General features: G+C 46.3%; 24 protein-coding genes and 2 pseudogenes. 11 read left to right on the top strand and 15 right to left on the bottom strand.

What is annotated here, in order from left to right:
- Positions 1-52: 52 nt before the first annotated feature.
- Entirely contained in the window at positions 53-1531 is a 1479-nt protein-coding gene (locus tag LO777_RS10245) for an MltF family protein (RefSeq protein ID WP_228853819.1), read from the top strand.
- A gap of 106 nt (positions 1532-1637) precedes the next feature.
- On the opposite strand, the gene LO777_RS10240 is transcribed toward LO777_RS10245, so the two are convergent.
- The 5 genes from LO777_RS10240 to LO777_RS10220 form a co-directional block, all read right to left on the bottom strand.
- The gene (locus LO777_RS10240) at positions 1638-2921 is read right to left on the bottom strand and encodes a TRAP transporter large permease (protein ID WP_228853818.1); all 1284 of its coding nucleotides are present in this window, start codon (positions 2919-2921) and stop codon (positions 1638-1640) included.
- A 1-nt stretch (position 2922) separates the two neighbouring features.
- Positions 2923-3393, bottom strand: coding sequence for a TRAP transporter small permease (locus LO777_RS10235; protein WP_228853817.1), 471 nt, complete (start codon positions 3391-3393; stop codon positions 2923-2925).
- A 9-nt stretch (positions 3394-3402) separates the two neighbouring features.
- On the bottom strand, positions 3403-4431 hold the full coding sequence (locus LO777_RS10230; RefSeq protein ID WP_228853816.1) for a DctP family TRAP transporter solute-binding subunit: 1029 nt from the start codon (positions 4429-4431) through the stop codon (positions 3403-3405).
- A gap of 170 nt (positions 4432-4601) precedes the next feature.
- Positions 4602-4871 carry a PaaI family thioesterase gene (locus LO777_RS10225; protein WP_228853815.1) on the bottom strand — a complete coding sequence of 90 codons (270 nt, stop codon included), beginning with the start codon at positions 4869-4871 and terminating at the stop codon, positions 4602-4604.
- Positions 4868-5050, bottom strand: a complete 183-nt coding sequence (locus tag LO777_RS10220; RefSeq protein WP_228853814.1) for a hypothetical protein — start codon at positions 5048-5050, stop codon at positions 4868-4870. Before LO777_RS10220 ends, LO777_RS10225 begins: the two co-directional genes overlap by 4 nt.
- Before the next feature lie 394 nt (positions 5051-5444).
- On the opposite strand from LO777_RS10220, the gene fusA reads away from it, so the two are divergent.
- The 6 genes and pseudogenes from fusA to LO777_RS10190 all read left to right on the top strand — a co-directional run bounded on the left by fusA (position 5445) and on the right by LO777_RS10190 (position 11341).
- Positions 5445-7529, top strand: a complete 2085-nt coding sequence (gene fusA / locus LO777_RS10215; protein WP_228853813.1) for an elongation factor G — start codon at positions 5445-5447, stop codon at positions 7527-7529.
- A gap of 113 nt (positions 7530-7642) precedes the next feature.
- Positions 7643-8338, top strand: coding sequence for an AAA family ATPase (locus LO777_RS10210; RefSeq protein WP_228853812.1), 696 nt, complete (start codon positions 7643-7645; stop codon positions 8336-8338).
- A gap of 89 nt (positions 8339-8427) precedes the next feature.
- Positions 8428-9188 (top strand): annotated as a pseudogene (hisA, locus tag LO777_RS10205) (phosphoribosylformimino-5-aminoimidazole carboxamide ribotide isomerase).
- 132 nt (positions 9189-9320) lie between these two features.
- Positions 9321-10268, top strand: coding sequence for an HDOD domain-containing protein (locus LO777_RS10200; RefSeq protein WP_228853811.1), 948 nt, complete (start codon positions 9321-9323; stop codon positions 10266-10268).
- Between the two features lie 156 nt (positions 10269-10424).
- Positions 10425-11099 (top strand): MBL fold metallo-hydrolase, encoded by a 675-nt coding sequence (locus LO777_RS10195; RefSeq protein ID WP_228853810.1) that lies wholly within the window; start codon positions 10425-10427, stop codon positions 11097-11099.
- Entirely contained in the window at positions 11042-11341 is a 300-nt protein-coding gene (locus LO777_RS10190) for an MBL fold metallo-hydrolase (protein ID WP_228853809.1), read from the top strand. Before LO777_RS10195 ends, LO777_RS10190 begins: the two co-directional genes overlap by 58 nt.
- On the opposite strand, the gene LO777_RS10185 is transcribed toward LO777_RS10190, so the two are convergent.
- The 4 genes and pseudogenes from LO777_RS10185 to arfB all read right to left on the bottom strand — a co-directional run bounded on the left by LO777_RS10185 (position 11328) and on the right by arfB (position 14839).
- Complete coding sequence (locus LO777_RS10185; protein WP_228853808.1) at positions 11328-12161, bottom strand: ribonuclease H-like domain-containing protein; 834 nt, start codon at positions 12159-12161, stop codon at positions 11328-11330. The two genes, LO777_RS10190 and LO777_RS10185, sit on opposite strands and share 14 nt — an antisense overlap.
- Before the next feature lie 199 nt (positions 12162-12360).
- A complete protein-coding gene (locus LO777_RS21370; RefSeq protein WP_456237677.1) occupies positions 12361-12972 on the bottom strand; it encodes a DbpA RNA binding domain-containing protein in 612 nt (203 codons plus the stop codon).
- Between the two features lie 150 nt (positions 12973-13122).
- A pseudogene (locus LO777_RS20630) lies at positions 13123-13970 on the bottom strand (DEAD/DEAH box helicase); the annotation flags it as partial.
- A gap of 452 nt (positions 13971-14422) precedes the next feature.
- Positions 14423-14839: an alternative ribosome rescue aminoacyl-tRNA hydrolase ArfB gene (arfB, locus tag LO777_RS10170; protein WP_228853807.1), complete on the bottom strand. Its 417-nt coding sequence runs from the start codon at positions 14837-14839 to the stop codon at positions 14423-14425.
- Positions 14840-14994: 155 nt separating this feature from the next.
- Between arfB and LO777_RS10165 the strand changes: the two genes are divergently transcribed.
- On the top strand, positions 14995-15978 hold the full coding sequence (locus LO777_RS10165; protein WP_228853806.1) for a hypothetical protein: 984 nt from the start codon (positions 14995-14997) through the stop codon (positions 15976-15978).
- Positions 15873-16124, top strand: a complete 252-nt coding sequence (locus tag LO777_RS10160; RefSeq protein ID WP_228857365.1) for a trypsin-like peptidase domain-containing protein — start codon at positions 15873-15875, stop codon at positions 16122-16124. The genes LO777_RS10165 and LO777_RS10160 overlap by 106 nt, the downstream gene beginning before the upstream one ends.
- On the opposite strand, the gene LO777_RS10155 is transcribed toward LO777_RS10160, so the two are convergent.
- Entirely contained in the window at positions 16113-17363 is a 1251-nt protein-coding gene (locus LO777_RS10155) for a BaiN/RdsA family NAD(P)/FAD-dependent oxidoreductase (RefSeq protein ID WP_228853805.1), read from the bottom strand. The two genes, LO777_RS10160 and LO777_RS10155, sit on opposite strands and share 12 nt — an antisense overlap.
- Before the next feature lie 364 nt (positions 17364-17727).
- Here LO777_RS10155 and LO777_RS10150 point away from each other — a divergent pair, with 364 nt between their 5' ends.
- Together LO777_RS10150 and LO777_RS10145 are read left to right on the top strand one after the other, a co-directional pair.
- Positions 17728-19881, top strand: a complete 2154-nt coding sequence (locus LO777_RS10150) for a methyl-accepting chemotaxis protein (protein WP_228853804.1) — start codon at positions 17728-17730, stop codon at positions 19879-19881.
- 243 nt (positions 19882-20124) lie between these two features.
- Positions 20125-20559, top strand: coding sequence for an FKBP-type peptidyl-prolyl cis-trans isomerase (locus tag LO777_RS10145; protein ID WP_228853803.1), 435 nt, complete (start codon positions 20125-20127; stop codon positions 20557-20559).
- A 54-nt stretch (positions 20560-20613) separates the two neighbouring features.
- On the opposite strand, the gene LO777_RS10140 is transcribed toward LO777_RS10145, so the two are convergent.
- The 5 genes from LO777_RS10140 to LO777_RS10120 all read right to left on the bottom strand — a co-directional run bounded on the left by LO777_RS10140 (position 20614) and on the right by LO777_RS10120 (position 24403).
- On the bottom strand, positions 20614-21327 hold the full coding sequence (locus LO777_RS10140; RefSeq protein ID WP_228853802.1) for a glycosyltransferase family 4 protein: 714 nt from the start codon (positions 21325-21327) through the stop codon (positions 20614-20616).
- A 73-nt stretch (positions 21328-21400) separates the two neighbouring features.
- Positions 21401-21703 (bottom strand): glycosyltransferase, encoded by a 303-nt coding sequence (locus tag LO777_RS10135; RefSeq protein ID WP_228853801.1) that lies wholly within the window; start codon positions 21701-21703, stop codon positions 21401-21403.
- A gap of 28 nt (positions 21704-21731) precedes the next feature.
- The gene (locus LO777_RS10130; RefSeq protein ID WP_228853800.1) at positions 21732-22331 is read right to left on the bottom strand and encodes a hypothetical protein; all 600 of its coding nucleotides are present in this window, start codon (positions 22329-22331) and stop codon (positions 21732-21734) included.
- A gap of 29 nt (positions 22332-22360) precedes the next feature.
- On the bottom strand, positions 22361-23392 hold the full coding sequence (locus tag LO777_RS10125; protein ID WP_228853799.1) for a glycosyltransferase family protein: 1032 nt from the start codon (positions 23390-23392) through the stop codon (positions 22361-22363).
- 150 nt (positions 23393-23542) lie between these two features.
- Entirely contained in the window at positions 23543-24403 is an 861-nt protein-coding gene (locus tag LO777_RS10120; RefSeq protein WP_228853798.1) for a DMT family transporter, read from the bottom strand.
- Positions 24404-24415: the final 12 nt, after the last annotated feature.

Genomic DNA, 24415 nt, shown 5'->3' with positions numbered 1-24415 from the left:
TCTTTAAAGTCACCTTTAAATCATACCTGGCCAACAGGAGGAAAAAACGGATATGAAAATGGTATTCAAATCAGTTGTTGTGGTTACAATTCTGTTGTCAGCGTTGGCAGGAAATATGAAAGATGCCAGGGGCGCTGAAAAATTTGCGGAAGGAATCAAGAATGGTTTAAAAGAGTTGTCCACCAATGATTTCAACGAGATGGTGGAAAGAAGGGTGATCCGGGCTCTGGTTCCGTACAATAAAACGTTTTATTTTTTAGATGGAGCAACCCAGCGGGGCATCACATATGACCTGATGAAACATTTTGAAAAGCTGGTCAATGACCGCCTGAAAACGAGAAATCTTAAAGTACATATTCTTATTATTCCGACAGCAAGAGATCGTCTGATTCCTGATCTTGTGCGAGGGCGTGGAGATATTGCGGCAGGAAATCTGACAATTACGCCGGAGCGTTTGAAACATGTGGATTTTTCTGATCCATTTGGAAAAAACATTAACGAAATTGTTGTTACTGCCCCTTCCGTATCGGGGGTTCATTCTCTTGCTGATCTCAGTGGTCGGGAAGTCCATGTTCGCAGGTCAAGCAGTTATTATCAGAGCCTGCTTCGTCTGAACCGGCAGTTTAAAACAGAGGGAAGGGAACTTGTAAGAATCAGTGAAGTTTCTGATTACCTGGAAGATGAAGATCTGCTTGAGATGGTTAATGTCGATCTTTTACCCATCATAATTGTTGACAGTCATAAGGCTGTTTTCTGGAAACAGATATTTACAAAACTGATGGTACACCAGAATGTGGCGGTCAGTACCGGAGGGAAAATAGGTTGGGCGATACGAAAAAACAATCCGGAATTGAAGAAAATGGTTAATGCCTTTGTGAAGAGCAGTAAAAAAGGCACGTTGCTGGGCAATATAATTTTCAAACGTTATCTGAAAAGTGTGAAATATGTAAAAAACCATCTTCAGGGAGAGGAACGTAAACGTTTCGAATCGACAATTGATCTGTTCAAAAAGTATGGCGAAACTTACAGATTTGACTGGTTGATGCTGGTTGCCCTGGCATATCAGGAATCGAAAATAGATCAATCGAAAAGGAGCCAGGCGGGGGCCATCGGCGTTATGCAGGTCCTTCCCTCTACAGCAAAAGATAAAAACGTGAATATTCCCGGGATAGATAAAATTGATCCAAATATTCATGCTGGAGTCAAATATCTCAGGTTTGTGGTTGATCGCTATTTTAATGAACCGGGTATTGATGAACTGAACAAAGGGTTGTTTGCGTTCGCGTCGTATAATGCAGGGCCTGCAAAAGTAGTGAAAATGCGTAGGGATGCCGAAAAAATGGGTTTTGACCCAAATATCTGGTTCAATAATGTTGAGGTGGTGGCCGCCCGGAGAATAGGTCGGGAAACCGTCCAGTATGTCAGTAATATAGCAAAATATTACACTGCATATCGGTTGCTTATGGAACAGAAAAAAAGACGGCAGAAAACACTCGGAAATCTGGTGATTGAAGAAAATTTGGAACAGTGATGATACTGAATTTTTACCGAACCAGCCATATTATGTATTTTAACAGTATATCCATTGTCTTATTGACCTCACATTTTGTGAATCATGGGAAATACCGGCTGATTACTTACATAAGGCCGAAGAAGTCTGGAATAACCAGGGAAAGTGAAGGGAACAGTGCTACAACTACAAGTGCGGCTGCCATTGCCAGTACCATCGGCCATACAGCCCTGAATGTTTCTTCCAGCCGAATATCGGCAAGTTGGGTGGTCACATAGAGATTGACGGCTACTGGTGGGGTGAACTGGCCGATGGCAAGATTCAATGTCATTACCACTCCGAACCAGACAGGATCCCAGCCGAAGTGCTGAATTATCGGCATGAAGATAGGGAGAAAAATATAGAAAATACTGATGGCATCAATCAGCATCCCACCGATGAATATAAGCAGGTTGATGACTAGCAGGACGATCCACTGGTTATCGGAGACAGCCATGAGATTTACAGCGAGGCTGTCGAGAATACCGATGGTCGACCCAGCCCAGGAAAAAAGGCCGGCAAAGGCGACAATCAGCATGACGACAGCTGAAGTTTCACTGGCGTCAACGAGAATCGTATAAATGGTTTTTAATGTGAGGCTCCTGTAGATTACAGTCCCCAGGAGCAGGCTGTAGAAAACCGCAACGACAGCCGCTTCCGTCGGTGTAAAAATTCCTCCATAGAGTCCGCCGAGGATGATTATCGGGGCCAGCAGTCCCCAGAAAGCTTCCCGGAAGGCTGTCAGAAGAGATGTCTTATCCTGTTCCCCCTCCCGTGGGGAGCCATAACCCTCTTTTCTGGCGATAAGAATGGCCGGGAGAAGCAGCGATATCCCGGCCAGAAAGCCGGGAACAGCACCTGCGGCAAAAAGTGCCGGAACCGAAGTGGATGTAATGGCACCATAGATTATAAGGGCAATGGATGGCGGGACAATTATGGCGGTTGAGCCTGCTGCTGCTATAAGTGCGGCACTGTAGCCACGGCTGTATCCCTGTGCATACATGGCGGGAATGAGAATAGCTCCAATTGCGGCAGAGTCGGCAGGACCCGATCCTGAAACACCACCGAAAAAAACGCAGACACCTATGGCCACGATGGCCAGACCTCCCCGCCGTCTTCCCACCAGCAGATTGGCAAAATGAATAATGCGCCCGGATATGCCGCAACGCTCAAGGATATAGCCGGCCAGCACAAAAAGAGGGATGGCAAGTAGGGGAAATTTAGCGATACCGGCAAAGAAATTGGGAGCGATAACCGGAACCCCCAGGTCTCCATACCAGATAAGAAGAAAACTGGGGATGCCAAATGCTATGGCAATGGGTGTGCCGGCAAGAAGGAGGATAAAAAAAAGGAGAAAAAGGAGAACACCCATATCAATTTTTCTCCTTCAGTTCGACGACTGCCGCCTGGAGAATACGAAAGACAATGAGTGCGCAACCAATGGGAATACAGAGTGTGTAGATCCACTGGGGCAAGTCCAGTGATTCCGAGGTGATCTCCAGAATTTTCTCTTCCAGGATCTGCAGGTAACCCAGGTAGCCAAGGGTGATGAAGAGAGAAGCCCCCAGGAGGCTGATGCCAAGATTGAGCACTGTTTTCATCTTGTCAGGCAACCTGTCCTGAAAGAACAGCATTCTCAGGTGATGACGTCTCCTGAAGGCCATCGAGGTGCCGAAGAGCGTGAGCCAGACGAGGGCGTTTACCTCAATTTCTTCTGTAAAGGCCAGCGGGAAATGAAAAATATACCGGGTGACCACATTGGCAAGTGCCAGGATGGCCATCAGGGTCAGGAGTGTCGCACCGAGCAGTTCTTCCAGGTGGTCGGCTAACCAGCGAAATACCATCAAGGTTTTTTATCTTGTGGCGGCAATGGCCTGTTCAGCACTCTTTACCAGTTCCTCCCCAATTTTCGGTACCCATTTCTGGTAAACACCGAGTGTTTTTGACTTAAAACTGTTGCGCATGGCCTGGTCAAGCACTGTGACTTTCATACCGTTGTTCTCAAGAATTTTCAACGCGGAAAGATCAGGTGCGATAAGTCCCTTACGAACTGTTGTCAGCTGCTCGCCGGCTGCTTCCAGAGCTGCTTCCTGTATGATTTTCTGGTCTTCGGCAGAAAAACTTTCCATGACTTTATTGTTGACGGTGAGCATCAGTGGATCAATAACATAGTGCCAGATGGTCGCATATTTATGAAACTGCCATATTTTAACGGGTATTTCCACGCCCACCACCGGATTTTCCTGACCGTCAACCACTCCCTGTTGGAAAGCCACCTGGGCGTCACCCCAGTTCATGTTGACCGGATTTGCTCCGAGGGCTTTCATGGTATCAATGAAAAGTGGTGTACCTACAACCCTGATCTTGAGTCCTTTCATGTCTTCAGGTTTTGTAATGGCATGTTTTGAGTTGGTTATTTCCCTGAAACCGTTTTCTCCCCAGGCGAGAAGAGTCACTCCTTTTTTCTTGAGAAGGAGGGCTATTTTCTTTCCTGTTTCCCCCTGGGTAACAGCATCCAGAGCTTTATAATCAGGGAAAAAGAATGGCAGGTTAAAGAGATTGAGCGGTTTTATGGTGGTTGACCAGTTGATGGTGGAGGCGAAACAGAAATCGGCCACGCCCTGACGATGTATGAGGAATTCATTGGTCTGTTTACCGGCCATGAGCGAGGAGGACGTGTAGACTTTTATATTGATCCGTCCACCAGTTTTTTCCCGGACAAGTTCGGTGAATTTCGTGGCTCCGGCACCCCAGGGAAGCTTGGGGCCGACCACCACGCTCATTTTATACTCTTTCTTATAGGCAGCTTCAGCTGCAGTGACCATGGAAAGGGACAATATTACCAGTGACAGAACGGGAAACAGCAGTAATCGGTTTTTCATAATACCTCCACATTTTGATATGGTTGACTGGCTCTATCCTGAATCCGTGGTAGTTTTGTAAATTTATAAAATCACTTACCACTGAACTCTCACGGATTCAGAAATACTGCAATTCTTTGACAATAAAGTATTATTTGGTACAGGTCAATTCCTGGCCGGAGATGAACCATTTATTTTTTCCCGGGTATTTCAACCATAACTGTTGTACCTGTGGCACAGAGGGTGTTCCCGGCCAGAAGGCGAAGGTCGACAATTACTTTTCTTCCTTTAATTTCTACAGCTTTCCCACGTATTTCCAGTTCGACTCCAATGGGGGTAGGTTTGAGGAAATCAATTTTCAGGGAAGCTGTTACAAAACGGGAAACAGGCTCACCGCTTTCCCTTGCTTTGGCTGCTGCTGCTGTCCCTGCACCATGACAGTCCATCAGAGAGGCAATCATTCCTCCGTACAGAAAACCTGGAACCCCACCAGTGTACTGGGGGCAGGGGTGTGGCGACAGACACTTTCTTCTCCGTCCCAGTAACTTTTCAGATGGAGGCCGGCAGGATTGTTACGACCGCATCCATAACAGTTTGTGTAATCTTCCGGGTATAGATCCTGGAAAGCAATTTCTTTCATTTTTTTCTCCTGTGCAGGATATTTATTTTTCCTGAGGAACTCGGGCGGACAGGTTGGATCCGTGAGTGATTCAGGATTATGATTGTACCTGGGTAGTGTAACAGGCAGAAACCATAATAATTGATTTGGTTCCACAGAACGAGTTGAATTGAAATCCAGTTAAGGGAAATACAATTCATGAAAAAAAAATTATAGCTTTTTTTGCAAAATATGTTTATACTGAGCGGTTACTAGGTGATATTTCCATGTCATTTGTTGTTTATAGTGGCATGATGTTGTGAGTAGAATGAGGAGTTGCAGAATGCTGTGACTCCTTATTTTTTATTTATTCCCATAGCTTATTGAAGCGAGGCCGGCTCATATCCGGTTGGCAACGTTGTAGAGGACAGCAGCCATGAGTAAGGATTTATCAAAAGTAAGAAATATTGGTATCAGTGCCCATATTGATTCGGGAAAGACTACTTTGACCGAGCGTATTCTGTTTTATACTAACAGGATTCATGCGATTCATGAGGTTCGTGGGAAGGATGGTGTCGGTGCAAAAATGGATTCCATGGAACTGGAAAAGGAACGTGGAATCACGATCCAGTCAGCAGCAACATACTGTACCTGGAAGGATATAAATATCAACATCATTGACACTCCCGGCCACGTTGATTTTACGGTGGAGGTGGAGCGGGCTCTCAGGGTTCTGGATGGTGCCATCCTGGTTCTCTGCTCGGTGGGTGGAGTTCAGTCCCAGTCAATTACTGTAAACAGGCAGATGACCAGGTATAATGTTCCGAGAATCGCCTTCATTAATAAATGTGACCGAACGGGAGCGAATCCCGAAAAGGTGACGGAACAGCTTCGGGATAAGCTTGAACTTAATGCTCACATGATGCAGATGCCCATCGGTCTGGAAAATGATCTGGTAGGTGCTGTAGACCTCGTTACCATGAAAGCCGTCTATTATGAAGGGGAGAATGGTGAAATTATTCGTGAAGATGAGATCCCCGCGGATATGCTGGAAGAGGCTCAGGAAAGGCGTGAAGCCCTTCTTGAAGAGATCTCCATGTTTTCCGATGAACTGATGGAAGCACTGCTGGAAGAGGGTGAAATAGATACCCAGCTTATTCATGATGCGGTACGTAAAGGAACCCTGGATCTGGAATTCACTCCCGTTTTTATAGGATCCGCTTATAAGAACAAGGGAGTGCAGACCCTGCTGGATGCTGTCGCTCAATACCTGCCTTGTCCCACGGAAGTTGAGAATATGGCCCTTGATCTGAAGAACGATGAAAAGGAATTTCCGGTAAGCAATGATCCGGAAGATCCGCTGATCATGCTGGCATTTAAACTGGAAGACGGGCGTTATGGGCAGTTGACCTATGTCCGGACTTACCAGGGGCAGTTAAAAAAGGGTGATACCGTATACAATAGTAGGACTGGTAAAAAAGTGAAAATAGGCAGACTCTGTCGAATGCACTCAGACGAGATGGAGGAGATCGAATCATGTGGTTCCGGAGATATCGTGGCCCTTTTTGGTATTGACTGTGCTTCCGGGGATACCTTTACTTCGGATGAAATTTCCTGTTCCATGACTTCCATGCATATTCCTGAGCCGGTAATTTCCCTGGCGGTTATACCTGTGGATAACAAGGCACAGGTCAATATGTCCAAGGCTCTCAACAGGTTTACCAAGGAAGATCCCACTTTCAGGACCTATGTGGACCATGAAACCGGCGAAACCATTGTTTCCGGTATGGGTGAGTTGCATCTGGAAGTATATATTGAACGGATGAAGCGGGAGTACAACGCTGTTGTTGAAGTGGGTGCACCCCAGGTTGCCTACCGGGAAACTATTTCCCGTCGTGCCGAGTTCAATTATACTCACAAGAAACAGACTGGTGGCTCAGGACAGTTTGGTCGCGTTGCCGGCTATATGGAACCCCTGGAAGAGGGTGAATATGAATTTGTAGATAATATCGTGGGAGGTGTTATTCCGCGGGAATTTATCGGATCCTGTGACAAGGGTTTTCAGAAGAGCCTTGCCAAAGGTTCACTCTGTGGGGCGGCAATTACCGGTGTGCGTTGTGTCATCAATGATGGTGCATATCATGCGGTCGATTCCTCGGATGTGGCTTTTCAGCTTGCGGCCGTGGGAGCCTTCAAGGAAGGTTATCTCAAGGCCAAGCCCATGATCATGGAACCAATTATGAAGGTTGCAGTGGAAGGGCCGTCGGAATTTCAGGGTGCCATCATGGGCAGTATTAACCAACGCCGTGGTATGATTATCGGTACTTCTGAAGAAGGCAACTACACAGTAATTGAAGCTGAAGTACCTTTGTCAGAAATGTTCGGTTATTCCACAACGCTTCGTTCTCTTACCCAGGGGAAGGCGGAATTCACCATGGAGTTTGCCACCTTCAAGCCTGTACCGAAAAGTGTCAGTGAAGAATTGATCAAGGCCTATCAGGAAGAGAAGAAGAACGCTTGATAATATTGTTCGTTAATACTAAAAATAGTACAGTCCTGCTTCAATAATGACAGCAGACTGTTGGCTGCATGAAAATGTTGGCAAATGAGGATTTTAAAAAAGGGTGAACTGCCATGGGAAACAACGAGGTAAAAGTTAACAATCCACTTCGGGCTCTCGGTCTGGACGAAAAGGCGGGGAGCGGGATTCGCAGCATGGGGTTGGTGATGGCCAGGGCCGGTCTTGGAAAAACGGCTATTCTGGTACAGCTTGCTCTTGACTGCATGCTTCAGGGCAACAAGGTGCTGCATGTTTCCATCGGGGAGGGCGTCGAGAAAACAAGGGTCTGGTATGACGACATTCTTTCACTTCTTACCGATGGGGAAAAACTGGATATGATTCCTGGAATTTCCAAAAACAGAATGATCATGACATTTAAGGAGAGCGCTTTCAGTAAAGCCATTCTGGAAGAACGCTTTGATGACCTGGTGCAACAGGATATTTTCAAGCCGGAATGTCTGATTATTGACGGTTATGATTTTGAAGGAAACCAAAAGACCTCCCTGGAAGAATTGCGGAACTTCATGGATGATCGTGGCCTGAAAATGATATGGTTTTCTGCTGTCTGTCACCGGAGTGATGACCGGGTCAGCGAGGATGGTGTACCTGCACCGTGTCATGATGTGGCAACTCTCTTTGATACGGTTCTTCTGATCAAGCCTGAAGGGGACGAAATGAAGCTTGATATCCTGAAAAGTGATTCCAGTGCTGTTGACGCGGGAGCTACCTTGAGTCTCGACCCGTCTTCCATGTTGATAAAAAAAGGTTGATTGTTTTTTCCCTGTCTGTACGCAAGGGATTGATTGCAAAAGGCGGGATACTCTCCGGGGTATCCCGCCTTTTTTTTGAGGAAGGCAAAATGAAATTCAGACCCTGTATTGATCTCCATGAAGGAAAAGTGAAACAGATTGTCGGGAGCACTTTGAATGATGATCAACCCGATGGATTGACCACGAATTTTACGGCGAAACAGTCCCCTGCATGGTTCGCAAAGCTTTATCAGCGTGATAGTCTCAGGGGGGGCATATTATCAAGCTGGGCCCGGGAAATGACGATGCCGCTCGTGCGGCACTTTCAGCATGGCCTGGTGGAATGCAGATAGGAGGTGGTATTACTGCGGACAATGCCGCCCTGTGGCTGGATTGTGGTGCCTCTCATGTTATTGTTACCTCGTATGTTTTTTCTGATGGAAAAATTGATGAAGAGCGATTGCAGAAGTTGGTGAAAGCCGTGGGCAGAAGACGACTGGTCCTTGATCTGAGTTGTAGAAAACAAGGCGAGGATTTTTATATTGTCACCGACAGGTGGCAGAAGTTCACGGATGAAATGATAACGCCTGAACTTCTGGAAAGGCTGGCTGCACAGTGTGACGAATTTCTGGTTCATGCTGCCGATGTTGAAGGAAAATGCAGCGGAATTGAAACTGAACTTGTGCGAAAACTGGGTGAATGGTCTCCGATACCCACAACTTACGCAGGAGGTGTAAGAAACCTGTCGGACTTACAGGTGATCAGGGACGTGGGGGAGAACCGGATTGATGTGACGGTTGGCAGTAGTCTGGATATTTTCGGTGGTCGGCTTTCCTATGAAGCAACGGTCAGTTTCTGCAGCAGCCCATGATGAATAAAAAGAAAATCATTTCCGGACAGTGTATGCCAGGTTTCTTGACCAGATGAACTTCTTTCGATACAATGTGCTATGGCTGACTGTTTATGTCATTTTTTGTAACATTTTGATTATTTGAAGGAAATCATGGGACTCAGTAAGGAAAAACAGAGAGCGGATATCGAAAAATTTATCCGGAGAATGCCCAGCCTTTCTACAACCGTGGGAAAGGTCATGGAGATCTGCAGCAGAACCGATGCGTCCCCAAACGAGCTCAATAAGGTCATATCCCTTGATCCCGTCCTTACCGGTCAGGTTCTGAAACTGATCAATTCCGCCTACTATTCCCTTGTCAACAAGGTCACCTCACTTACCCGGGCCATCACCATGCTGGGTATGAATACGGTGAAAAATATTGCTCTTTCCACGGCGATTATCCGTACTGTCTCCGGCGTAAAAAAATCCAAGGCACTTCCCACAACAAAGTTCTGGGCCCATTCCATTGGTGCGGGAGTGAGTGCCAAACTCCTTGGTGAAAAAAAAGGATATTCGCCCATGGAGCGGGAGGAACTGTTTCTGGCAGGTCTGCTCCATGACCTGGGCAAGGTTCCCTTTGGTGATGAATATATCGAAGTGCTTGGTGTCGCCAAAAGGGAACAGAGGCCACTGATTACTGTGGAAAGGGAAATTCTCGGCATTGATCACCAGGAAGTTGGCCTGATGATTGCCGAGAAATGGAAATTGAACACAGTCATCACCAAGTGTATCACTTCCCATCACAATATTGACAGCCTGGAGGGAGAGATTGGTGTACAGGTTGCCATGATTGCCCTTGGCAACTGTTATACCAATATCCTTGAACACGGTTATGCGGGGATCCTTTCCCGGAGGAAGAGGAAATTCATCGTCTGTTACGTTTTGTTGATCTCAGCCCTGGTGATTTCGGTTCCATTGGCGGATACGTGGATGAAGAAATTCACAAGGCTGAGCTGTTTCTACAGATTTGATTTTGACCTCGAACAAAACAATCTCATTTCTGGACGAATATTGGTTGATGGACTCGTAAAAACTCCGATCTACTGCGTTGTGGGGTGATCGTGTAATGCTCGACGTACTCTATGTACGCCTGCGCTTACACGACACCGCCACGCCTTGTATATCGAAGTTTTTTTTCAGAGTCCATCTGAGAACGTTGAACGACTTTTTACGAGATCATGTTGGTTGATTCAGACAAAAACCAGGGGGTAAACCATGAGAATACGATTCTGGGGCGTTCGCGGATCCATTCCCAGTCCGGGACCGGAAACCGGAAAATATGGTGGCAATACTGCCTGTATTGAGCTGCGAGTGGGTTCTGATGACAGAATCATTATTATTGATGCCGGTTCAGGGATTCGTATGCTCGGAAATGAGCTGATGGCAAATGATCTCCCCAAAGGAGCCATCAAGGCGGAGATATTTCTTTCCCATACCCATTGGGATCATATCATGGGTTATCCGTTTTTCACTCCGATCTACATACCAACAACCGAGATAAAGGTTTATGGTCCTGTGACTTTTGAAGATGATCCCCTTGAAGACGTGGTGGGCGGCCAGATGAAGTATCGCTATTTTCCCGTCAACCTTGGAGAATTGTCGTCAAATATCGAATATATCAGACTGAAGGAAGATCCCTCAATTGATCTCGGGGAGGGTTACACCTTGCGACAAAACTTCTTAACCACCCTATTTCAGCTCTCGGATACCGGTTCGAATATGAGGGAAAAGTTGTTTGCACGTGTTATGATACCGAACCTTTCAGAAATCTGTTTGCCACCGATCCTGAGGATCCTTTCTACGATGAGGCCATGGCCCAGGAGGGAGAAGAAGTGGCGGTTGAACAGAATCTGGCACTGGAACAGTTCTTTGCTGGAGCTGATCTACTAATTCATGATGCTCAATATACACAGGAAGAGTACAGTAGCAGGATCAACTGGGGACATACATCCATCGAATATGCAATCGGTGCCGCCAACAGGGCTGGAGTGAAACAACTGGCACTGTTTCACCATGATCCGGATCGGACAGATGTCCAGCTGGATGAGTTTGCGCAGGAATACTGTCAATCCGGCAAATATGGTGAAACGGAAATCTTTCTTGCCCGAGAGGGTATGATTATCGACCTGTAAGTATCCGTCTGATCTTTTTGACACAGGCTCTGTCAGGTTGAACTTCCAATCGTGGCAGTACGGGAAGCGGCAGAGTGAGTTCTTCTGCAAAAGGTGTTACGGCAATATTTCTGTTATATGCTTCAACAGCCAGTCGCTCCAGGTTGACCGTATCACTGATATTGTATGCCAACAATGTCTCAAGGGCGCCTGTGTCATTATACTTGATGTATTGCTGCCAGAGAAGGACGGCAAAATAGCCGTCAACACCATCCAGTTCGCCCCTGTTCATTCCAAGTTGTTTCTCGCATCCCTTCAATCCGCCTTTCAGACCGAGACGGGCAAGAACGTACCTCAGATCAATCTGGGCATGGTCCAGCTTGATTTTAAAAAACTTTTCCAGAAACGGGATATCAAATGTCCGGCCATTGTAACTGACAATGACCTGGTAGTTTGTTATGTCATCAACAAAATCATCAAGGTTTTTTCCGTTTACATAGGTCAGTATTTTCTGACCGTCATAGAGGGCAATGGTTGTGATTTCTGAGCCCTCCCCCAGGCCGGTTGTTTCAATGTCAAGATAAACGGTTTTATGACGGTAATGAGGGAAGATGCGCCACACTTCGGCGGCAGGGAGCCTGGCTGTGAAAAAGTGGGGATTGACGGGCAGGGCCAGGCGGGATTGTTCAAGTGTTCCTTCAAGATCAAACCTGGCTGCTGCCGGTAGACGAAAAGGTATAGGCCCTGACATTTCAGTCCATGATGTGATACCGGCTTCCCAGAGTCTTTTCTCCGTTTTGGCCCCGATACCGGGAATATGTAGAAATGTATGTTTAAGCAATGATCTCTACCAGAGAAATTCCAACTATCAGCTATGATGATCCCGTAAAAAGTCGTTCAACGTTCCCAGATGGACTCTGGAAAAACTTCGATATACAAAGCGTGGCGGTGTCGTGTAAGCGCAGGCGTACATATGGTACGTCGAGCATTACACGATCACCCCACAACGCAGTAGATCGGAGTTTTTACGAGTCCATCAGCTATAGCTGTGCAGACAGTGAAACGTTTCTATTATGCCGTTTTTTACCGGTAAATCGTTTTCTTCGCCGACCGTTTTTCTGTGTTGGAACGGAGTCACTGCTTTTACCGGCAGTTCTTTTAATCTTCAATGGCCTGTTGTTGACCCATACTTTCTGCAGCAATCTGTAGATGTCACGGGGCATTCCCTCGGGAAGATCGACTGTACTGAAGGAATCGAAAATAGTGATACGGCCGATATGTCGACTGTCAATATCCGCTTCCCCTGCAATGGCACCGACGATATTACCAGGCTTGACTCCATGCTCACTGCCCACTTCTATCCGGTATCGTTCCATACCCTGTTCGGGAGGATGTTGAGCCGGCTCCGTCTGTTTCCTCTGCTTTTTTCTTTTTGCCGGAAGACTGTTCTCCTTGAGCAGCAGTGGTTTTCCACCCTGGGCAAGAGAAGCCAGAGCGGCTGCAATATCTTCTGGAGAAGCATCAGTTTCTTCACTGAATTCCCTGATGAGTTCCCGATAAAAAGAGATATCTGTCTGCAGGGCTTTGCTTATTCCTTTTTTGAAGTTTTCGACCCGCCTCAGGTTGATGGCTCGAACAGTGGGCAGTTTCATTTCTTCTATTTTCTGTCTGCTCAACCTCTCAATGGTTTTCAGCATGGAACGTTCCCTCGGAGTGATAAAGAGAATGGCTTTACCTTTGCGTCCGGCTCTGCCCGTTCTGCCGATACGGTGGATATAGGCTTCGGCGTCAAAGGGTACATCAAAGTTGATCACATGGCTGATCCGCTCAACATCCAACCCCCTGGCAGCCACATCTGTGGCAATGAGAATATCAATTTTTCCGGACTTGAGCTGTTCCACAGTTCTTGTCCTCTGGTTCTGCTGGATATCACCGTTCAGGGCACTGCATCCGTAACCGAGCCGGGAAAGTTTTTCTGCAAGTTCTACTGTCTGTACCCTTGTGCGGACAAAAATGAGAATGCCGTCAGAATCTTCAGCTTCAAGGATTTTGGAAAGGGCATCAAATTTCTGCGAGAAACTTCTGGTGATGAGATAGCGTTGATTAATGGTCCTGGCACTGATTGTTTTTGTTTTAATTGTAATCTCAACGGGATCAGTCAGATATTTCTGGGCGATACGACGAATGGAGTGAGGCATGGTGGCGGAGAACAGAGCCACCTGTTTTTCAGACGGTGTCTGTTGAAGAATCCATTCAATATCATCAATAAAACCCATCTTGAGCATTTCATCAGCTTCATCGAGAACCAGGTTGGTCAGCATGGAGAGGTCAAGAGTTTTTCTGCGGATATGGTCCATGATTCTTCCGGGAGTGCCGACGACAATCTGCACTCCTTTACGGAGCTGCCTGGTCTGAATAGTATAATCCTGCCCACCGAAAATGGGACAGACTTTTATGTTTTTGAGATGCTTCCCGTATTTTTTAAATGATTCAGCCACCTGTATTGCCAGTTCCCTGGTGGGAGTAAGAACCAGGACACGGGGAGATTTTTGATTTCCCCGGGGAGCCCGGCAAGGAGGGGCAGGGCAAATGCGGCTGTTTTGCCGGTTCCCGTCTGGGCCTGGCCGATAACATCTCTGCCGGCAATCATATTGGGAATCATCTCGTTTTGAATTGGTGTGGGACTGGTATAGCCCGATTCATCGAGACTTTTTATAAGAGGAGCCGGCAGCTCCATATCTGAAAATGAACGGAGTGCAGGTGTGTCAGATGATAAATGCATGGGGAAGTATCCTGTTATATGACGTTGTTATTGTAAATGAAGTACGCTGGAGGAAAACTCTGTCAGAGAAAGGCTGACCGGCAGGATACTTGTATATGTTGAACAACACAGAATAACAATAAATCGATAAAAGAGCAATGGTTTTAAATTTATTATTGATGGACTCGTAAAAACTCCGATCTACTGCGTTGTGGGGTGATCGTGTAATGCTCGACGTACTCTATGTACGCCTGCGCTTACACGACACCGCCACGCCTTGTATATCGAAGTTTTTCCAGAGTCCATCTGAGAACGTTGAACGACTTTTTACGAGATCATCATTATTCCGTCACCTTTTTTCGGAGATTTTTCAGCCTGGATCGTTTGATTTTACTGTCCACCCGTTTTTTCCTGGCGGTCGCGGAGGGACGGGTCGGTCTTCTCTTTTTCCGGGTAACCATTGTCCGGCGAATGATGTCTGCCAGGCGCTGCAGGGCCTCTTCCCTGTTTTTTTCACGGCTGCGAAACTGCTGAGCCTTGATGACAAGCATACCATCCCTGGTCAGACGCCGGTCCCGCAGTTTAAGGAGGCGGGATTTGCACTCTTCGGGCAGAGAAGATTTTTTTATATCAAAGCGGAGATGGACTGCGCTTGATACCTTGTTGACGTTCTGTCCACCGGGTCCCTGGGCACGAATCGGTGTTATTTCAATCTCGTGGTCTGCCAGGGATAACGATGGTGTGATCTGCAATGTCATTTTTCCACTGATTATTGAAAAGCAGGATTGGAGTGATTTTGTATTTTTCTGATGTCGACAGCCTTTCAATTAAGTATAACATACTGGTGACGTGGAGTGAAAAGCATTTCGTGCCGGAATCAATTATAGGCCACCTTGAAACAAAGAGATGAACTATGCGCTGCCCAAAATGTGATCATGAACAGAGAAATACCCGTGAATGCGAGAAGTGTGGTCTGATATTTGCCCGGTATGAAATTGTTCGAAAAAGAAAAAAAGAGGCGGAAGCGGCCGCAAGAAGTAAAGTTGAAAAAAGATCAAAGACAAGATCAATCGTTCTCCAGTTATTTCTACTGGCGGTTATTGTTGGTGCAGCGGGTTATTATTTTTTCGTAAAAAACAAGACTCCTGAAAGAACACAGATTCCTGTAGCAGCACAACAGAAGGAATATATCCAAACTGAATCTGTAAAACCATCACCAGGAAAAGCGACCGCATTTCCGCAGGAGCATAAAAATCTTGCTTTTAAGGAGAATGCTGTCGAAATTGCCAGGAATGCAACTGTGTCCATTGAGACACCCTGGGGAACAGGGTCCGGTTTTTTTGTGAATGATCAGTATATCGTTACCAATCGTCATGTGGTGAAGGTCAGTGAGAAAAAAATTGCCGAATTCCGGGAAAAGGTTGAAACGGCACGAAAACTTATTGATCTGGAAAAGCAGAAGCTGGAGGAAACCAGAAAAAGACTGCGCAGATATGGTGAGGGGCCGACTAAAAAACAACTCGCACTGATACTGGAAGTTCGTGAGAAGAAACTGAACAGTCTGATTCCTGTACAGAAAAAGAGCGAAGAGCAGTTAAGAAAACTCGAACGGGAGATTTCTGCCTCGGATATCAAGATAGTCTTTGCAAGTGGAGAAAAGAAGACACCGAACTATTATCTGGTCAGCGATAATTACGACCTGGCACTTATTGCACTGTTCTCTGAAAAAACAACCTTCCTGCCACGACCTCCTGTCGGAAAACTTTTGCACCAGGGGAGAAGGTTTATACTATTGGCAGTCCTGTGGGATTGCGGCATACTGTTACATCGGGAGTGTTTTCCGGATACAGGAAACGAAAAGACGGCCAGATTTTTCTGCAGACTGACGCGGCAATAAATCCGGGAAACAGCGGGGGGCCGCTGATTGATGAGAATGGCTTTGTTTACGGGGTCAATACAATGATTCTCCGCGGAACAGAGGGTATTGGCTTTGCCATCCCTATCGAGAAAGTGTATGAGGAATTTTCCTCATCACTTTTTTAGAGCATGAGCAGCCTCTGTTCCGGCTAACCAGCCGGTAGAGAAAGCAGCCTGAAGGTTGAATCCACCAGTATCTGCCTGGATATCCAAGAGTTCTCCGGCAATAAACAGCCCTTTGACCAGTTTCGACTCCATCGTGCGGGGATCAACTTCAGCCAGTTTTACACCGCCAGCCGTAACAATGGCTTCATCAAAATCCCGGTATCCGGTAAGTGCAAACTGAAAGTTTTTTAACCAGGCAGTCAGTTTCTTTCTTTTTGCCGCGGGAAAGGTGTGTGTATCTATATCTGGAGAAATACCACACGTTTCAAGGCACAAATCCACCAGTTGCCTGGGGAGCAGTCCTCGCAGAATGCTTGATATCGGTTCACCTCTTCTCTTCTCAAAATCACGAATTAATCTTTTTGCCAGTTGTCTGTCATCCAGGGCAGGTTTCAGGTCTATTGCCATACTGATCTTGTCTCCCTGTCTCAGGGAGTCAACAATGAACCCGCTCATTGACAAAGGAACCGGCCCGCTTATTCCGCTGTCCGTAAAGGAGAGTTCCCCGAAACCAGTTTTTCTGCGTCTGCCATTTACGATCAGACGGATATTGACGTTTTTCAAGGTAAGGCCGGCCAGGGTAAGGAGGTCTTTTTTTTCCGGTACAAGGGGAACCAGGGCCGGCCGAATTGGAGTCAGGGTATGACCAAGTGATGATGCAAGACGATAGCCGTCGCCGGTTGATCCCGTACGGGGGTACGATTTTCCCCCGGTTGCAAGAATGACCGCTTTGCAGGGAATCGTTTTTCCCCTGCAGACAACGCCCGAAATATGTCCGTTTTTGGTAAGAAGTTTTGAAACAGGAGAGTTGAGTTGTATTTCAACCTTACCATTTACCAGCCATTCATTAAGGATTTTCACAACGTCAAGTGCTCGACCACTCTTTGGAAAGATACGTCCTCCTCTTTCCCGTACGAGTGACAATCCTCTCTCCTCAAAAAAGGAAGTGAGGTCATTGGTAAAAAAGTGATTGAAGCACTGTCGCAGAAATCTGCCATTTTTCCCAAAATGACTTAGAAAATCGGTAAGTTCAGCGCTGTTTGTCAGGTTGCATCTGCCCTTGCCACTGATACCAATCTTACGTCCGGTGCGAGCCATTTTTTCCAGCAGAACTACCCTTGCACCTTTTTCTGATGCCCGGCCTGCAGCCATCATTCCGGCAGCTCCGCCCCCTGTTATGATTATTTTTTTTTGTGTCATTCGAGTGAGAATAATGGAGTTTCTGTGAGGTTAGGTTCAAAATAGCTGCTCAGGAGCAACCTGACTTAAGGTTTTTTTAATATTTTTATCTATAGGGCTTGGTATGATTTGAAAAATACTTCTAATACCATTTATTTCAGTGACACTATATCAGTGGTGTAAAAAAGAAAAAGGAAAAAGAAGTGATTGGGTAAAATGAGTGTTAGCGAGAATCAGCAGTCATTTTTTTTCCTTTACTTCGCTGTTTTTTTACATGTACAACTAAAGTATGGGGTGGATTTGAACTCCCTGTTTTGAGGTAATTATTCATTAGCTTTGAGCGGAATAATTATGAATTGACATCAACTAAGCCGGAGTGGAATTTATGTCAATACGAAAAAAAATACTTATTTTCATCCTGCCTTTTTTTGTCATGTTTGGTCTTGTCTTCCTGTTTCTCGGGTTGCGCTCCCTGCAATCACAGGGGGATCAAAGTCTGAAGAATATTCATTCCATTATGATGGAAGACAAGAATGAAAAACTTAAAGATCTTGTAAGAAATACTTTTGAAATTCTTGCTTCACAATATAGGGCTGCCAGTGATCCTGAACAGGTTGCAGTTGCCTATAAACAGCAGCTGCAGTCAATTGTCAATCTGGCTTATACCTCGGTTGAGGGAGTATATAATCGGGAAGATTTGACGGACTTCCAGAAAAAGGAAGAGGCTAAACGGATTATCAAAACCATGCGTTACGCGGGAGGAAACTATCTATGGATCAATGACCTGCAGGCGGTAATGGTCATGCATCCCATAAAACCGGCCCTTGATGGAAAAGATCTTTCCGGTTTTAAAGACCCTACCGGTAAAAAACTTTTTATGGAAATGGTTAGTGTGGCAAAGAAAAAAGGTGAGGGCTTTGTCAGCTATAAATGGCCCAAGCCGGGAAAGGAAAAACCGGTAGCGAAATTATCCTATATACGACAATTCAAACCCTGGGGATGGGTAATAGGAACCGGTGTTTATCTTGAAACCGCTGAAGAACAGTTTAAAAATGAAGCAAAACGCCAGATATCGAATCTCAGGTTCGGGCCGGAAGGCAAGGATTATTTTTTTATTGTGGACATGAGCGGTGCCATTGTCATGCATCCCATCAAACCTTCCCTGAACGGAAAGAATATGCTCGACTTCAAAGATCCAAACGGCAAAAAACTGTTTGCGGAGATGATCAGGGTCTGTCGGGAAAAAGGAGAAGGTTTTGTTGATTATCTCTGGGCCAAACCGGGCAAGGACAAGCCTGTTGCAAAACTGTCCTTTGTGAAACTTTTCCCCAAGTGGAACTGGATTGTCGGGACCGGAGTTTATATCGATGATATTGATGATGCCATGGCCAGGCAGGAAAATGTGGTGCGGTTAGCGGTGAGCAAACAAAGAACATCCATTTTGGTTGTTTCTCTGGTTCTATTGGTTGTCGTAGCTTTTATCCTGGTGTTCATTGCCGGAAAAATATCCGATCCCATTAGGAACATGAGTCGTATGCTTCAGGATATTGCTGAAGGGGAAGGGGATCTGACTTCACGACTGGACGTGAAAACCGGGGACGAACTTGAAGAAATGGCCAACTGGTTTAATGTATTTGTGACAAAATTGCAGGATATAATTAAAAAAATATCAAATGACTCAGGGAGGTTGGATAGTTCGTCAGAGGAACTGGCCACCATAGCGGAAACCATGGCAGCCCGTGTAAATGAAACGTCAGATAAATCAAACAATGTAGCCGCAGCGGTGGAAGAGATGTCTGCAAATATGTCCGCTGTCGCCGGCTCAATGAATGAAACTGCATCCGCTGTTGATATGGTGGCGTCCTCGGTGGGGGAGATGACTTCCACGATTAATGAGATTGCCCAGACATCTGAAAAAGCCCGTTCCATCACTGAAAAAGCAGTTGGCCAGGCAGCTTCTGCTTCCTCCAGGGTCGATGAACTTGGCGAAGCAGCCCACGATATAGATAATGTTCTGGCGACAATATCGGAAATATCCGATCAGGTTGACCTGCTTGCCTTGAATGCCACCATTGAGGCGGCAAGAGCGGGAGAAGCCGGAAAGGGTTTTGCTGTAGTTGCAAGTGAAATCAAGGAGCTAGCCCAGCAGACCTCTGTTGCGACGCAGCAGGTTAAGGAAAGGGTTCTTGGAATTCAAAATTCGACATCTGCCACTGTAGGCGAGATTAACGTGATCAGTAACGTGATCAGTGAGAACAGTGAAATTGTCAACACCATTGCCACAGCCGTTGAGGAGCAGTCCGTTACTGCTGGTGAAATATCGAGGAATGTTGACCAGATTCTCCAGGGAATCCAGGAAATCAATGAGAATATCAGTCAGAGCACAACAGTATCTGAAGAGGTGGCCAGAGAAATTGCCGAGGTGAACCAGGCCAGCATGGAATTGAATAAAAATGCCACGAATGTGAGTGAAAGTGCTGGTGCCCTCAAAAAACTGGCGAGAGGTTTTCACCGGCTTGTGGGCAGTTTCAAGGTATAGGTTTTATTTTTTTCTGACAGTTATTTCCAAAAAAGAGTATGATCCTCAATCCGTGATTGTTTTCTTGAGCACTTACAGGTTTAATGCGGATGAAAACACAGAGTTACAAAATCCTGTGACCAGTTACTTATCAGGATGATTTTTGTGCGTAATTGGAAAGTATTTTTTCTTTACCGTCACGGATTCAGACTAACAATAATATTGAAAGGGCAGTAAGAACAGTATTGTCCGGAGGAGCAGGAAATGACTGAGGTGAAAAAAGGTGATAATGTAAGGGTTCACTACAAAGGGACGCTTGCGGACGGTACTGTTTTCGACAGTTCTGAAGGCAGAGAGCCACTGGAATTTGTTGTGGGCAGTGGCCAGGTCATCCAGGGATTTGATGAGGCCCTGGTCGGCATGACCACAGGGGAGTCTAAAATAGTTGAAATCCCTGTGGATAAAGCCTATGGGCAGCGCAGGGACGAGATGGTGATGGTTGTTCCCATGGATCAGGTTCCGCCGGATCTGAATCCAGAGGTGGGCATGCGTCTTGAGATGGGTGGTGCAAATGGAGAGATAGTCCGTGTTGTCGTGGCGGAGATTACTGAAGAGAATATCACTCTCGATGCCAACCCGCCTCTTGCCGGGCAGGATCTGACGTTTGCCATAGAACTGGTGGAGTATTCCACACCTTGAGATAATCTGTTGAACCCGGATTTTCTTTTCCTGCGGGGGAGGGAAATCCAGGGGTCAATAAAAGAGTATCCCATAAGCTTCGCGGGTCCGCTGGGCGATTCTTGACCAGTCAAACGAGGTTTCTACCCGTTTTCTTGATTGTTCTCCTAATTTTTTCAGATCTTTCCCGAGGAGCTGGTGGATTTTTCCGGCCAGATCCTGTGGGTCGGCCGGTTTGCAGAGAAAACCGTTCTGGCCATTTTCAATCAGCTCTGGTATTCCGCCCACGTCCGTACCGATGAGGGGCAGGCCTGCGGCCATAGCCTCGAGCCCGCTGATTGAAGTGGCTTCCATTAATGACGGCAGGATGGAAAAATCGGCAGCACTGTAGAAATCAATAATCTCTTCATGACTTTTATTGCCGGTGAAGATTGTCCTGTCACCGCAATGTTTTCTGAATTCATCCTCCACCTTCTTTCGCTCAGGGCCTGCTCCTATCACAAGAAAACGGACAGCATTATCAAGAAATTCAGAAGCCCTGGCAAGATGTATAACGCCATTTTTATCGACCAGCCGCCTGGTGACAATGGCCACCGTCTCCTTTTCACCAATGCCGAGTTTTTTACGAATAAGTCTTTTTTTCTCCTCGTTGAAATGGAATTTACTTCCGTCAACACCGTTGGGAATAAAGGTTTTTTCCGCCCGGATGGGAAAGGGGATTTCCAGGAGTTCCCGGCTTGGGGCAAGGAAAAGATCTACTTTCCCAAAATGTCTTTTCAACATGGCCATTCTACGGAAGCCCCCTTTTTTATCCGCTTCAGGTAGCCGGAAGTGTGATTGGTATAGGCCAGGGGGATATGCTTTATATTGTACCATTCCAGGGGAGCATGCCATGAATGTGGATGATATCCGGCCTGATTCTGTCAAGCAGATTCCTGGTGAATTTCCTGATCTGCAGGCCGTAGACAAGTGCCGCAAAGGTAAGAGGTACACGAAAAATATCGATATCACCATCTTTGGAGTGTTCCTGATCATTTTTTCTTTTGCGGGTAATGACACTGACCTTGTTACCCTGGAGGGCCAGAGCCCTTGACAATTCCTGGACATGGGCGGAAATACCCCCTGGAGTTGGGGGATAATCCATAGATATCATAAGAATATTCATGTTTTTTCTATACTTTCAGAATAAACGGTCAGCGAAGAAATTTTGCCGCACTGATATGGCCGGGTTTCTTGTCCGAGACAATATCTGTTACAAAGCCGAGTTGATGGAATTCTTCAACTGTCCAGAAAGAGACATGTTCCTCGTATGGGTTTCCATAAGCCATACCCTGTTCCTCATGACCGTTCGGACAGCCGAGTAGAAGGAGGGTTTCGGTTCTGCCTGCAAGATCGGGAAGAATTGAGAGATAATCCTCCTTGGCCAGATGCTCCGGCCCATGCCAGTGAAAAATCACATCAAAAGGCTGTTTGAAAAGCGCGGCCACGTCCCTGATATCACCCTGCGTAATCCTGTGATGGTCTTTGGGAGGAGCATGGCTGAGAAAATTTTCCACGTTGGCGGGAAAGAGCTCAAGGATGTGCCAGTCAATCGAATTGGCCCTGCAGATATCAATCCACCAGCGGTTTCTTCTGTCCTGGTAATCATGGAAACCGACATTGAGAAAGGAGCGGACAGGAGAGATTATATCAGCCTTCAGCAGAAAGTTCACAGCGCTCAGTTCTCTCCGGGTATAGCCTCTGCCTGTTTTTTTTACTTTGTGCCAGTCCAGAAGTCTCAGGGGAATTTTCACGGTATTGTTGTTCTCTTGCAGTGCAGGGTTCAGGATGATGTATAAAACTCGTCCTGCCATTCATAATCGCTGGATAGCGGTTGGTCAAATAATCTTTCAATCATATAGGCGGTTACCCTGGTGGTGTTGAAAGACCGGTGAGCCCTGCGCCAACCTTTTTCAGCTCTTTTTTCAGCTTCGTCAGGATGGCTGTGAAAATATTTAATGCGGGCAAGAAGTTCCTCCGAAGTTGAAAAATAGACAAGTTCCTTTTCATTATAGAGAAGTTCCATTGCCGGGATCCGTGGACAGAAGGTGAGCAGGCCATTGCCTGTCAGTTGAGCGATCCGGTCGGAGGAGTAAAGACGAACGTCATTTCTCCGACTTATATTCAGGGCCATCCTTGAGCGTGAAAGAAGGGCAAGGTAATCATGGCCGGTAACAGGTCCGTTGCCCAGGCAGCCGAAAAACGCTGAGCGCATTGTTTTACCGGTTTCAAGCTGGAGTTCCTCCATAAAAGTCCGTCGCTCCGGATCGTTGGAGTCACGACCGCAGAAAATAAAATCATAGTCGCAGGTGGTGTTGCGAAAAACGGTATACGATTCAACAGCCGGGTCAACCATATTGGGGATAAATGCAGCACTGGTAGTGCCACTGGAATACTCCCTCAGGTATCTGCCCGAAGTTGTGGCAAAGACCATATCGATAAACTGCAGTCGGTGAAAGAGATGTTCTGTTTTTTCACGATGAAAGAGGGCATCCACATACCACAGGCCGATTTTTATGGATGGATGGGATTTTTTCACCTTTTTCAGGGTTTCAGAGGTAATAAGTTCGGAATGTCCAAGGAGCAGAAGGTGTGGATTTATTTGGCTGCATGCTTTCAGCAGTTTTTGATTGACAGAGCCGGTGCCGAGTTTTGTCGTCCTGAAAAAAGATTCGTTTCTGCAGACATCCCGGTAACTGAAATCATAGACAAAATGACCGTTTCGGACGAGGCCTGCGGAGATTTTTCTGTCGGTTGAGTAGAGGTCTGTGCCATATTTATGTGTATTGAAATTCGCCACATGAAGTATGCGCATGAAAACTCCCGGGGTCTGGTCTGTGTATGCTTCTGACAAACAGGCAATAAAAATCCCAACTGTGGCAGAAACACTTTCCATGGTAGGATTTTCAGATCAAATTTGCTCAAATATGTATCATACTCCTGTTTATTCCGCCAATAGAAAGAATCATGCGGACATTGTCCTGGTTTTGACAATGCTGCTCGAGAGTATGAGCAGGCAGCCAGCGATCTGCAAAAGAGATAATGCTTCGTCAAAGAAGAACCAGCCATACATGACCACGCTGATAGGTTCGAGATATGCCAGGGTGGAAAAGGTTGTTGCGTTCAGCTTTTTCAGGGCGATCACAGCCAGTAAAATGCCGAGAAAACCAGGGAAAAAACCTGCACCGACAAGCCAGAACCACTGCGGATCAAAACCGGCCGGTAGAGAAAAAAGAAAAAATGGTAAAAGGCATCCTGCTCCTGCTGTCATCTGGTAGAATGAACTGGCAAAGACGTCTGTTTGTCTGTCTATTGTCCGGTTGATGATAATAAATGTGGCATAGCAGAACATGGAAAACAGGCCCGAAACCAGTCCCGCGAGATGATCTGATCCTGCAGAAAAATCGATCCTGAATTCCATCATCATTGCAAAGCCGAAAAGTGAAAGCAGAATAAGAGTGATTGAGATTCTGTTCAGGCGCTCCTTCAGGAAAAAGTGGGCAAAAATGGAGGCGGCAAGAGGGGCAAGGTAAAGTAGCATAACAGCGTTTGCCAGAGTGGTCAGGTTCATGGCCCTTGTGTAAAAAATAATAAGTCCTGCCAGCATGACTCCACTGAAAACAACATTCCATTTCGGCTTTTTCAGTATTTTTCCCAATCTTCCTGAAATACAGATAAAGAAGAAAAGAAAAGCCGCTCCGAAAAAAAGTCTGAAAAATGCCACAGTTTCTGCACCTTGTCCCGATTTTCTGGAAAAGATACCCATGGTACCCATGAAGAGAGCAGCCAGAATGGCAGCGATTACACCGTTAATGTTTTTTGACATGGTTTTATATAT

Source organism: Desulfomarina profundi (assembly GCF_019703855.1).
Classification (GTDB): Bacteria; Desulfobacterota; Desulfobulbia; order Desulfobulbales; family Desulfocapsaceae; genus Desulfomarina; species Desulfomarina profundi.
This window is presented reverse-complemented; position numbering and strand designations above follow the sequence as displayed.

Coding starts and splice junctions, on each gene's coding strand:
- LO777_RS10245 (WP_228853819.1), top strand. CDS start 53: ATGAAAATGGTATTCAAATCAGTTGTTGTGGTTACAATTCTGTTGTCA.
- LO777_RS10240 (WP_228853818.1), bottom strand. CDS start 2,921: ATGGGTGTTCTCCTTTTTCTCCTTTTTTTTATCCTCCTTCTTGCCGGC.
- LO777_RS10235 (WP_228853817.1), bottom strand. CDS start 3,393: ATGGTATTTCGCTGGTTAGCCGACCACCTGGAAGAACTGCTCGGTGCG.
- LO777_RS10230 (WP_228853816.1), bottom strand. CDS start 4,431: ATGAAAAACCGATTACTGCTGTTTCCCGTTCTGTCACTGGTAATATTG.
- LO777_RS10225 (WP_228853815.1), bottom strand. CDS start 4,871: ATGATTGCCTCTCTGATGGACTGTCATGGTGCAGGGACAGCAGCAGCA.
- LO777_RS10220 (WP_228853814.1), bottom strand. CDS start 5,050: ATGAAAGAAATTGCTTTCCAGGATCTATACCCGGAAGATTACACAAAC.
- fusA (WP_228853813.1), top strand. CDS start 5,445: ATGAGTAAGGATTTATCAAAAGTAAGAAATATTGGTATCAGTGCCCAT.
- LO777_RS10210 (WP_228853812.1), top strand. CDS start 7,643: ATGGGAAACAACGAGGTAAAAGTTAACAATCCACTTCGGGCTCTCGGT.
- LO777_RS10200 (WP_228853811.1), top strand. CDS start 9,321: ATGGGACTCAGTAAGGAAAAACAGAGAGCGGATATCGAAAAATTTATC.
- LO777_RS10195 (WP_228853810.1), top strand. CDS start 10,425: ATGAGAATACGATTCTGGGGCGTTCGCGGATCCATTCCCAGTCCGGGA.
- LO777_RS21370 (WP_456237677.1), bottom strand. CDS start 12,972: ATGAAACTGCCCACTGTTCGAGCCATCAACCTGAGGCGGGTCGAAAAC.
- arfB (WP_228853807.1), bottom strand. CDS start 14,839: ATGACATTGCAGATCACACCATCGTTATCCCTGGCAGACCACGAGATT.
- LO777_RS10165 (WP_228853806.1), top strand. CDS start 14,995: ATGCGCTGCCCAAAATGTGATCATGAACAGAGAAATACCCGTGAATGC.
- LO777_RS10155 (WP_228853805.1), bottom strand. CDS start 17,363: ATGACACAAAAAAAAATAATCATAACAGGGGGCGGAGCTGCCGGAATG.
- LO777_RS10150 (WP_228853804.1), top strand. CDS start 17,728: ATGTCAATACGAAAAAAAATACTTATTTTCATCCTGCCTTTTTTTGTC.
- LO777_RS10145 (WP_228853803.1), top strand. CDS start 20,125: ATGACTGAGGTGAAAAAAGGTGATAATGTAAGGGTTCACTACAAAGGG.
- LO777_RS10140 (WP_228853802.1), bottom strand. CDS start 21,327: ATGGCCATGTTGAAAAGACATTTTGGGAAAGTAGATCTTTTCCTTGCC.
- LO777_RS10135 (WP_228853801.1), bottom strand. CDS start 21,703: ATGAATATTCTTATGATATCTATGGATTATCCCCCAACTCCAGGGGGT.
- LO777_RS10125 (WP_228853799.1), bottom strand. CDS start 23,392: ATGCGCATACTTCATGTGGCGAATTTCAATACACATAAATATGGCACA.
- LO777_RS10120 (WP_228853798.1), bottom strand. CDS start 24,403: ATGTCAAAAAACATTAACGGTGTAATCGCTGCCATTCTGGCTGCTCTC.